Genomic DNA, 10,248 nt, shown 5'->3' on the forward strand with positions numbered 1-10,248 from the left:
GGCTGCCGCTCCGGTGCGGCGTGGTGAGGTGGGCGTGCTCGGTCTGCTGCGCGACCTGCACGCGGCGGGCACCACGGTCGTCGTGATCACCCATGACCGGGAGATCGCGGCGAGCCTGCCGCGCCAGGTCCGGATGCGCGACGGGGCGGTGGTCGCATGACCACGCTGTCCGCGGCCCGGCTGCGCCCGCGCGACGTCGTGCGGGTGGGTGCGGTGGGCCTGCGTACCCGGCCGACCCGGGCGTTGCTGTCCGCGCTGGGCATCGCGATCGGCATCGCGGCGATGATCGCGGTGGTCGGCATCTCGGCGTCGTCCCGCGCGGACCTGGACCGGTCACTGGCGGCGCTGGGCACCAACCTGCTGACCGTCACGCCGGGCAAGTCCATCTTCGGCGAGGACGCGAGCCTGCCGCTGGCGGCCGAGTCGATGATCGAGCGGATCGGCCCGGTCCGGTCGACGTCGGCGGTCGGCGTCGTCGACGGCGCGAGCGTCTACCGCACCGATCGGATCCCGCAGGCACAGACCAACGGCCTGTCGACGTACGCCGCGCGCCTCGACCTGCTGTCCACGGTGTCCGCGTCGCTCCGAAGTGGAGTGTGGCTGAACGAGGCGACGGCGGAGTACCCGGCGGTCGTGCTCGGCGACGCGGCCGCGCGCCGGCTGGGCATCGGTCACGCGGGCCCGGACGTCGCGATCGTCGTGGGCGGCGAGCAGTTCGTGGTGGTCGGGATCCTGTCACCGGTCGCGCTGGCGGAGAACCTGGACAACGCGGCCATCATGGGCTGGCCCGTGGCGTCGCGCCTGTTCGGGTTCGACGGCCACGCCACGACGGTCTACACGCGCTCGGAGGACAGCCAGGTCGAGGCGGTCCGCGCGGTCCTCGGCCCGACGGCGAACCCGGAGGCCCCGAACGAGGTCGACGTCTCGCGCCCGTCGGACGCCCTGACGGCCCAGCGCGCGGCGGGCGCGGCCTTCACGGGCCTGCTGCTGGGCCTGGGCGCGGTAGCCCTGCTGGTCGGCGGCGTCGGGGTGGCCAACACGATGGTCATCTCGGTCCTGGAACGCCGCGGGGAGATCGGCCTGCGCCGCTCGCTGGGCGCGACGCGGGGCCAGATCCGCACGCAGTTCCTGGCGGAGTCGCTGCTGCTGTCGGCCCTGGGCGGCGTGGGCGGGGTGCTGCTGGGCATCATCGTGACCACCGGGTACGCGTACTACCAGGGCTGGCCGACGACGGTCCCGGTGTGGGCCACCGCGGGCGGTCTGGCGGCGACGGTGTTGATCGGGGGGATCGCGGGCCTGTATCCGGCGATCCGCGCCGCCCGCCTCTCGCCGACGGAGGCGCTCGCCACGCCGTGACACGCGGACGTGTTCCGGCACGGGCCGGAACACGTCCGCCCCGGCGGTCGTGAGCTGCATAGAGAGTGCCGGCGATCGATGGTTGCGGACCATGATGAGCGTCGCTACGATGATCATTCGGAACAGTGTTCTGCATATCAGAACAGCACACGCTCAACGTGACCTCCAGCGCTTCGTAGCACCCTCTCCGAGGAGGACGTCTTGCGTCGCAGAGATGTGTTGGCATTGCTCATGACCGGCGGCGCCGCGGCGCTCGTCGGGTGTTCCGGTCCTGGCAGCCGTCCCGGTGGCAGCAGCTCCCCGGACGCCGGCGGCCAGGGCGCCGGCGCCAAGCTCGGCGTCTCGATGATCGACCTGATCGCGCCCTTCTACGTCAACATGCAGAAGGCCGGCGAGAAGGCGGCCGCGGACTACGGCGTCCAGGCGATCTGGCAGTCCGCCGAGGGCAACCTGGAAAAGCAGATCGGCGTCGTCGAGAACTTCATCCGGCAGAAGGTCGACGTCATCCTGATCAACGCCGTCGACGACAAGGGCATCCTGCCCGTCGTGCAGAAGGCCGAGGCCGCCGGCATCCCGGTGGTGATGATGGCCAACGACATCGAGAGCGACTACGTCTACGAGACGCTGTACCCCGACTACGACAACATGGCGATGCAGGCCCGGGTCCTGGGCACCGCGCTCGGCGGCAAGGGCAAGGTCGCGCTGCTGATCGGCACCCGCGGCAACTCGGTGTCGGACAGTCGCGAGGCCGGCTTCGTCGAGACGATGAAGAAGGACTTCCCCGGCATCCAGATCGTCTCGATCCAGCCGACGGACTGGGACGCGGCCAAGGGGCGGGCGGTCGCCGAGACGCTGATGGCCCAGTACCCCGACCTGGACGCGATCTCGGCCGTCTCGGATCCCGCGTTGCTCGCCGCCATGGCGGTGGCGCAGACCAGCGGCCGGGCGAACATCAAGGCCGTCGGCTACGACGGCGACTTCGAGATGCACGACCTGCTCAACAAGGGCACGATGCTGATCGACGTGCTGACCGGCGCCGAACGGGTCGGCTACTGGAACATCGCGCTCGGTGCCCGACTGGCCCGCGGCGAGCAGTTCCCGAAGTCGCTCTACCTGCCGACGTTCTTCGTCACCAGCGCCGCGACCGCGACCGACCTCAAGAGCAAGGGCCTGCAGATCGAGACGATCCCGCCCGAGGAGGCGGTCAAGGCGGCGCAGGACTACGCCACGCAGTTCGGCCCGAACGTCACACCGGACAAGCTCAACCAGGGCACGAAGGGCCGCGTCAGCTGATGCCGGAGGGCGCTGCCGCACCGAGCCGCCGCGGCGCCGCGCTGACCCAGGTCGGCGAGGCGCTGCGGTACAGCCCGCTGCTGGTGTTCACGATTCTCGCGGTCGTCGTCTTCGCCGCCATGCGACCCGGCTTCCTGTCGGTGGGCGGCTTCCTGGACATCGGCCAGCAGGTCGCCGTCGTGGCCATCGTGGCCTTCGCGATGACGGCGGTGATCGTCGCGCGTGGCATCGACATCTCGGTCGGTTCGACGCTGGCGGTCTCGGGCGTCATCGGCGCACAGCTCGTCGACCGCGGCGTGCCGGCCGTGCTCGCGATCGTCGTCACGATCCTGGTCGGCGCGACCGTCGGGCTGCTCAACGGCGTGCTGATCGGCTACTTCGGCATCAGCCCGCTGATGGCGACGCTCGGCACCATGGCCCTCGGCCGCGGCGCCGCGGTGGCCTGGTCGGACGCGTCATCGATCCCGGTGACCGACATCGTCATGCTCTACCCCGGTGGCAGCTACGTCGGGCTGGTGCCGACGTCGGTCATCATCGCGGTGGTGTGCATGGCCGGCTGGTGGTGGCTGCTGCGCGGCACCGTGTACGGCCGCTGGATATACGCGGTCGGCGGCAACGCGGACGCCGCCCGCGCCGCGTTGGTGCCCACCCGGTTGGTCCAGCTCTCGACCTACGTCCTGGCGGGCGCGTTCGCCGGGCTCGGCGCCGTGATCACCCTCGGCCGGCTCGGCTCGGCGCAGCCCTTGGCCGGCAACGGGCTCGAGTTCGCCGCCATCACGGCCGCGATCGTCGGCGGCACCGCCCTGTCCGGCGGGAAGGGGACCATCGCCGGCACCGCGATGGGCGCGCTGCTCGTCGGCGTCATCTCGGCCGGACTCTCGTTCGTGCAGGCGCCGCAGGAGACCATCTACGTGGTCACCGGCGTGCTGATCCTGCTGGCCGTGCTGGTCGCGCAGCGGGACGAGCTCGCCGACCTGTTGGCGCGGCTGCGGCGCGGCTGGACGGCCGGAGCCGCCCGGGCCGCTCCCGTGACCCGTGAGCTCACCCTGGACGGCGTCGGCAAGTCGTTCCCCGGCGTGCGGGCGCTCGACGGGGTCAGCTTCAGCGTCCGGGCCGGTGAGGTCGTGGCGCTGGCCGGCGAGAACGGCGCCGGCAAGTCGACCCTGGTCAAGGTGCTCGCCGGCGGCCTGGAGCCGGACCAGGGCCGGGTCCTGCTCGACGGCCGGCCGGTGCGGCTCCGGTCCAACAACGACAGCCAGGCCGCCGGCATCAGCGTCATACACCAGCACCTGAGCCTCGTGCCGGACCTCACCGTCGCGGAGAACCTGTTCCTGGGCCGGGAACCGCGCGCGTTCGGCCTGCTGCGCCGCGGCACGATGCGGCGCGAGGCCCGGCGGGTCCTCGACGAGCTGGGCCTGCGGCTGGACGTCGACGCCCCAGCGGCCGGCCTGACCGTCGCCGAGCGACAGATGGTCGAGGTCGCGAAGGCGATGCTCGGCGAGGCCTGGCTGGTCGTCATGGACGAGCCCACCTCGGCGCTGTCCAACCAGGAACGCGAGCACCTGTACGCGCTCGTCCAGCGGCTGTCCGGCCGCGGTGTCGCGGTCCTCTACATCTCGCACCGGATGGAGGAACTGTTCACGCTGGCCGACCGCGCGGTGGTCCTGCGCGATGGCGCCCTGGTCAGCCAGGAGCGGATGGCCGACCTCGACCCGGACCGGCTGATCACGCTCATGGTCGGCCGGCAGATCCAGAACGTCTTCCCGCACGTGCCCGTGGAGCCGGGCGAGGTCGTGCTCGACGTCGCCGGCCTCGCGGACGGCGGGCTGCTCGTCGACGCCACCCTCCGGGTGCACGCCGGTGAGGTGGTCGGCCTGGCCGGTCTCGTCGGCTCCGGGCGCAGCGAGCTGCTGCGCTGCGTGGCCGGCCTCGCGAGGCCGACCGCGGGTTCGATCCGGATCGTGGGCGCGGAGTCGTCGGCCGGATCCCCGAACGCCGCCCGCCGGCTCGGCGTCGCGTACGTTCCCGAGGACCGCCACCATGAGGGCACGGTCCCGCTGATGAGCGTGCACGACAACCTGGTGCTGGCCTGGATCCGTGGCCGGACGCGGCTGGGTCTCCTACGGCGGGGGCGGACGGCCGCGCTGGCCGCGAAGTGGATCGAGCGCTTGGCGGTCCGCCCGCCGCTGCCCGGCCGGGCCGTCCGCCTGCTGTCCGGCGGCAACCAGCAGAAGGTGGTGCTGGCCAGGTGGTTGGCGACCGAACCCAGGCTGCTGCTGCTCGACGAACCCACCCGCGGCATCGACGTCGGCGCCAAGGCCGAGATACACGCTTTGATCGCCGAGCTGAAACAGCAGGGACTGGCGGTCGTGCTGGTCTCCAGCGAGCTGCCCGAGCTGCTCGGGGTCGCGGACCGCGTGGTCGTGCTGCACGAGGGTCGGACCACCGGCGAGCTGCCCCGCGGCGCCTCCGAGGAGCAGGTCGGCGACCTCGCCTTCGGCCATGCCCGGGCCACGACTGTCGAAGGGGGTGTCGACCGATGACCGCCGAACGCCGACGGCGCCTGCTCGTCGAGCTCTTGCCGGTGTTCCTGCTGGTGGCGCTCTTCGCGGTGTTCGCGGCGGTCGAGAGCCGGATCGCCGACCCGGCCAACCTGCGCAACGTGGTGCTCCAGGCCACGCCGATCGCCGTGCTCGCCCTGGGCGCGTTCGTCGTGCTGGTCTCGGGCGGGATCGACCTGTCCACCGGGTTCAGCGTCGCCCTGGTGGCCGTCGTCGTGGGGAACGCGCTCGTCGCGGACCGGCCGCTGGTCTGGGCGGCCGGGCTTGGCCTGCTCGTCGCGGCGAGCATCGGCCTGGCCAACGGCGTGCTGGTCGGCGTGCTGCGGCTGCCGGCGTTCATCGCGACGCTCGGCACGATGACCGTCGTGCAGGGACTCACCCTGTTCGTCGCGACGAGCGGACTGCTGGTGATCGACGACCCGGTGCTCAACGCCCTCGGCCGGCGGGAGCTCGCCGGCATTCCGGTGCCGGTGCTGCTCGTCGTCGCCATCGGCGGGCTGATGTGGGTCCTGATGCGGCAGACCCGGTTCGGGCTCCGCACGTACGCGATCGGCTCCGACGCCGAGAAGGCGGTGCTCAGCGGCGTCTCGCCGGTCCGCCAGCAGGTGCTCCTCTACCTGCTCAGCGGCATTTTCGTGTGGGCCACGGCGCTGCTGCTGATCGGGCGCATCGGCCTTGTGCAGACCAACATCGGCGGGGTCAGCCTGCTGCTGGACGCGATCGCGGCCGCCGTGATCGGCGGGACGAGCATCTTCGGCGGGCGCGGCACGGTCGGCGGGGTGCTCGTCGGTGCGTTGATCATCAGCCTGCTCACCAACGCACTGCAGGTGCTCGGCGTGGACCCGTCCGCGATCAACCTCTACAAGGGAGTGATCATCATCGGCGCGCTGATCGCCGACGCGGTGTTGCGCCGCGTCTACACCCGCACGCTGCGGAGCGCGGGATGACGGGAGTCAGCTTCGACCCCGGCTCCGCACGGTACGCCTGGCAGCCGAGTCCGCGGCTCGGCGACGCACCGGCGCTGGTCGTGCTGCCGGTCGGTGCGACGGAGCAGCACGGTCCCCACCTGCCCGTCGGCGTCGACTCCTGGCTGGCCGAGGCGGTGGCACTGCGGGCCGCCGCGATCGACGGCGCCACGTTGGTCGCGGGCGCGCTGCCGTACGGCTGCTCCGCGCACCACACCGGCTTTCCGGGGACGGTCACTCTGCGGCCCCGGGTCTTCATCGACGTCGTCCTCGACGTCTGCCGGTCGCTGCACCGCGACGGCCACACATCGGTCGTCGTCAACGGCCACGGCGGCAACCGCGGGCCGCTCCAGGTCGCCCTCGCGGAGCTGCTGGCCGAGGGCATCACCGCCTGGGCGGTGTCGTACTTCGAGCTGGTCGGGGACGTCGCCGCCGAGCTGTTCCCGGACCCGGCGACGGCGACCGGCCACGCGTGCGCGCTGGAGACCTCGCTCATCCTGCACCTGTGGCCCGCGGCGGTGGACCGCTCCGCCGTGCCGCCCGGCGGCACGCCACCGTCCTGGCCCGACCCGCACCTCTATGCGACGGGCGCCGTCCAGGTCGCCCGCCGCTTCGAGGCGATCAACCCGACCGGTGTGATCGGCCGGCCCTCGGACGCGGACGCCGAGGCCGGGCGCCGGTTGTTCGAGGCGGCCGCCGACCGGCTCGCCGACGTCTACGCGCGGATCAGGAAGGCGACACCGTGACCGAGGAGATCAGCTCGTACGTGGCCGGCGGCTGGGCACCGCACGGACCGGGTTACCTGGTCGCCAGCCCGGCCACCGGCGAGCCGCTGGCCCAGGTGACCAACGCGACCGGGTCGGACCTCGACCGGGCGGTCGCCGCCGCCCGCGAGGCTTGGCAACAGACGCGCTGGGCGCCGCTGCGCGATCGGGTCGCCTGGTGCACCGCGGTCGCCGAGCTGATCGCCGGCCGCGCCGAGAGCCTGGCGGAGGAGCTCGCCGTCGAACACGGCAAGCCGCTGGCCGAGGCGCGCGGAGAGATCGCCGCCGGCGTCCGCGGCTTCCACCTGGCCGCGGAGGAGGCGGCCCGGCTCACGGTCGCCGCGCCGCTGCCCACCGACCCGCGCAAGCGGGTCACCGTCATCCGGCAGCCGCGCGGAGTGTGGGCCGTGCTGACACCGTGGAACTTCCCGTTCAACATTCCGATCGAGTACCTCGGCCCGGCGATCGCCACCGGCTCGCCGGTGCTGTGGAAACCGGCGCCGACCACCGCACGCATCGCCACCCGGCTCTTCTCGCTCATCCTGGCGGCCGGGCTCCCGGACGGCCTGGTGCAGCTGGTGTTGACCGACTCGGTCGAGACGTCGGGCGCGCTCGTGGCCCATCCGGGCGTGGACGCCGTCGGGCTCACCGGGGGAGCGGCGGCCGGTCGGGCCGTCGCGCGCGCCGCCTGGGACAAGCACCTCCTGCTCGAGCTCGGCGGCAACGGCCCCGTGATCGTGCTGGACGACGCGGACCTGACCGCCGCCGTCCCCGCCATCGCGTCGTCCGCGTTCACCAACGCCGGACAGGTGTGCTCCGCGGCCGGCCGCATCCTCGCCGCCCGGTCGGTGGCGGACGAGCTGGTGGCGGGCCTGGCCGCGGAGGCCGGCCGGCGGGTGCTGGGCCCGCCGCTCGACCCGGCGACGACGATGGGCGTCACACACACTCCGGCGGTCGCCGCGACCACGCTGCGGCACACCGAGGACGCGCTGGCCAAGGGCGCACGACTGGTCACCGGCGGCGCCGTGCGACCCGGTGCGCCGACGGGCATGTGGGTGGAGCCGACCGTGCTGGACGACGTGCACCGCGGGGCGGCGCTGGTCGTCGAGGAGACGTTCGGGCCGATCGCGCCGGTCGTGCGGCTCGGCGACGACGACGAGATCCTCGCGCTGGCCAACAACGGCCGGTTCGGCCTCGTGGCGGCCGTCTTCACGGAGTCGCTGCGCCGGGCGCACCGGTTCGCCGAGCGACTGGAGTCCGGCAGCGTCGTGGTCAACGACGAGAGCAACTACTGGGAGCTGCACCTGCCGTTCGGCGGCTGGTCCGGCACGCAGTCAGGCCGCGGCCGGGTCGGCGGCGCGGCCGCGTTCAACGAGTTCACCCAGCTCAAGACCATCAGCGTGCAGATCTGAAGGTCAGCCCAATGCCCGTCCGCCACCGAGTGCCGAGGAGATCTCCTCCGCGACCTCCCGGCACCGCTTGCCGACCAGTGCGACGCGCTGGCGGTTCATGTTGGCCGCCGCGCCGGAGACCGAGACGCCCGCCACCGGCGCGCCGGACCGGTCGCGGACCGCCGCGCCGACACAGCGGACCTCGGGCTCGTTCTCGATGTCGTTGACGGCGTAGCCCCGGCGGGCCACCCGCTCCAGCTCCGCGAGCAGTTCGTCGGGCGTCTGGATCGTCCGCTCGGTGCGGCGCACGTAGTCGAGGCTCTCCGCGATCTGCTTGCGCTGCGCGACGTCGAGTGCCGCGAGATATGCCTTTCCCTGTGCGGTGCAATGCAGCATCGCGTGCTCGCCGACCTGTGCCGACATTTGCAATGAGCGGGTGCTCGGGAACTTATCGATGTAGGCCATCATCCGATTGGCCGGGACGGCCAGATAGACCGTCTCGTTCAATTCGTCGCGGAGGGCGCGCAGGAACGGCGTCGCGACCGAGCGCACGTCGGATCCGCGTTCGACCGCCAACGCGAGATAGAGAAAGCGCGGACCCAATGCGTAATGCTCCGTGCGTGGGTCCTGAACCACGTATCCGCGCTGCTCAAGGGTGTTGAGGACCCGAAAAGCCCCGCTTTTCGGAATGCCCAGCTGCTTGGCCGCGATCGTGAGCGATACGCCGTGCGGGTGGCCGGCCAGGGTCTCGATGAGATCGAGGGCGCGATCAAGGGACTTCAACCTCGAAGCATCGGAGTCCTGCATCTAACGGCCTTCCTTTGTCAGGGACTTGCGCGCTAATCGTACACGTCGATTTTGTGGAGCGGATCGCTCGGGCGGGCCGAAAAGAATCGCCATTCACCGCGCCAGCCGGTCGAGGTGCTGAGCGACGGGTCCCGCCGTGAGCATGCCGCTGGCGGCGCCGGCCAGCTCGGTCGTGGCTGGGGTCAGGGCGGCGTGGGCCCGGTTGATCTGGTCGCGGTCGCCGACGCGGATGGCGGCTCGGCCGATGAGGCACCAGAGGGCCTCCTGGAGGAGGTCGGGTGGTGGGTCCGGGGCTCGGCGCAGCGCCGCCGCGTCGGTCGTCAGGAGCGGGCGGACCCATGGCTCGTACGGGCCCCAGTCCGTGTCCGCCGGGAAGTCGAGCGGCTGGTCGTGCCAGACCCGCAGGCACAGCAGCGCCAAGGGGAGCAGGCCCTGTTCGACGCCCGGCATACCCGTGCCCTGCAGCGTTGTCGCCGCTGACCGGTACGCGGCCGCCGCGTCGCCGCCGGATGCGGCCAGGCGCAGCGCCCGGTACCAGGTGGTGAAGACCGTGACCAGTGGGCGGCCGTGGCGGTCGGCGAGGCGGTCCGCGGCGGTCGCGTGCGTGTCCGCCGCCGCGAAGTCGGCCATCGCCGACGCCGACTGCAGCCGGATCAGGTGGCCGAGGATCTCGAAGGAGGGCAGGGCGTGGCGGTCCGCGAGCGCGACCAGTTCCGTGCCGATGCGGTCCCGTTCCGGTGACAGGCCCGCGCGGTGGAACGTCTGCATGTAGCGGCCGTTCAGCGCGAACGCGAGCAGGGCGTGGTCGCCGAGGTCGCGGGCGATGCGCTCCGCCTCGGCCGCCGCCGCTGCCGCGCGCGGTGCGGCCGTGCCGCGTGACTCGACGGCGATCGTGGCCAGCAGGCGCGCCCGGACGGCGTCCGGTGCGGTCGGTGGCAGGGCCGCCAGGGCCCGCGCGGCCGCCGCGACGATGCGGGAAGCCGACGACGGGTCGTCCGGGCGCGGCCAGATCGCGGGCACGTCGTAGCGCCCGACGGTCGCCCACCGCTGCCAGGCCCGCACGAACGCCTCCTGCACGACGTCCTGCGCCTCGACGACATCGCCGGTCAGC

Annotated in this window: 7 protein-coding genes and 1 pseudogene; 6 read left to right on the forward strand and 2 right to left on the reverse strand. The window is 72.5% G+C overall.

All coding sequences use genetic code 11. The features are described from left to right. Positions 1-156 precede the first annotated feature (156 nt). From AB0H87_RS31320 to AB0H87_RS31345, 6 genes are all read left to right on the forward strand, one after another. Positions 157-1,356: an ABC transporter permease gene (locus AB0H87_RS31320; RefSeq protein WP_360153703.1), complete on the forward strand. Its 1,200-nt coding sequence runs from the start codon at positions 157-159 to the stop codon at positions 1,354-1,356. Positions 1,357-1,557: 201 nt separating this feature from the next. Beyond that, positions 1,558-2,649 (forward strand): sugar ABC transporter substrate-binding protein, encoded by a 1,092-nt coding sequence (locus AB0H87_RS31325; protein ID WP_360153706.1) that lies wholly within the window; start codon positions 1,558-1,560, stop codon positions 2,647-2,649. Beyond that, a complete protein-coding gene (locus AB0H87_RS31330; protein ID WP_360153709.1) occupies positions 2,649-5,192 on the forward strand; it encodes an ATP-binding cassette domain-containing protein in 2,544 nt (847 codons plus the stop codon). Before AB0H87_RS31325 ends, AB0H87_RS31330 begins: the two co-directional genes overlap by 1 nt. Continuing rightward, positions 5,189-6,157 carry an ABC transporter permease gene (locus AB0H87_RS31335; RefSeq protein ID WP_360153712.1) on the forward strand — a complete coding sequence of 323 codons (969 nt, stop codon included), beginning with the start codon at positions 5,189-5,191 and terminating at the stop codon, positions 6,155-6,157. The genes AB0H87_RS31330 and AB0H87_RS31335 overlap by 4 nt, the downstream gene beginning before the upstream one ends. Next, positions 6,154-6,921 (forward strand): creatininase family protein, encoded by a 768-nt coding sequence (locus AB0H87_RS31340; RefSeq protein WP_360153715.1) that lies wholly within the window; start codon positions 6,154-6,156, stop codon positions 6,919-6,921. Before AB0H87_RS31335 ends, AB0H87_RS31340 begins: the two co-directional genes overlap by 4 nt. Continuing rightward, positions 6,918-8,351 carry an aldehyde dehydrogenase family protein gene (locus AB0H87_RS31345; RefSeq protein ID WP_360153718.1) on the forward strand — a complete coding sequence of 478 codons (1,434 nt, stop codon included), beginning with the start codon at positions 6,918-6,920 and terminating at the stop codon, positions 8,349-8,351. Before AB0H87_RS31340 ends, AB0H87_RS31345 begins: the two co-directional genes overlap by 4 nt. Positions 8,352-8,354: 3 nt before the next feature. Here the strand turns inward: AB0H87_RS31345 and AB0H87_RS31350 are convergent, their stop codons facing one another. Both AB0H87_RS31350 and AB0H87_RS31355 read right to left on the reverse strand, forming a co-directional pair. Then, on the reverse strand, positions 8,355-9,137 hold the full coding sequence (locus AB0H87_RS31350) for an IclR family transcriptional regulator (RefSeq protein ID WP_360153721.1): 783 nt from the start codon (positions 9,135-9,137) through the stop codon (positions 8,355-8,357). 1,014 nt (positions 9,138-10,151) lie between these two features. Beyond that, positions 10,152-10,248, reverse strand: a pseudogene (locus tag AB0H87_RS31355) (sigma factor); the annotation flags it as partial.

Source organism: Asanoa sp. NPDC050611 (assembly GCF_040654855.1).
Taxonomy (GTDB): Bacteria; Actinomycetota; Actinomycetes; order Mycobacteriales; family Micromonosporaceae; genus Asanoa.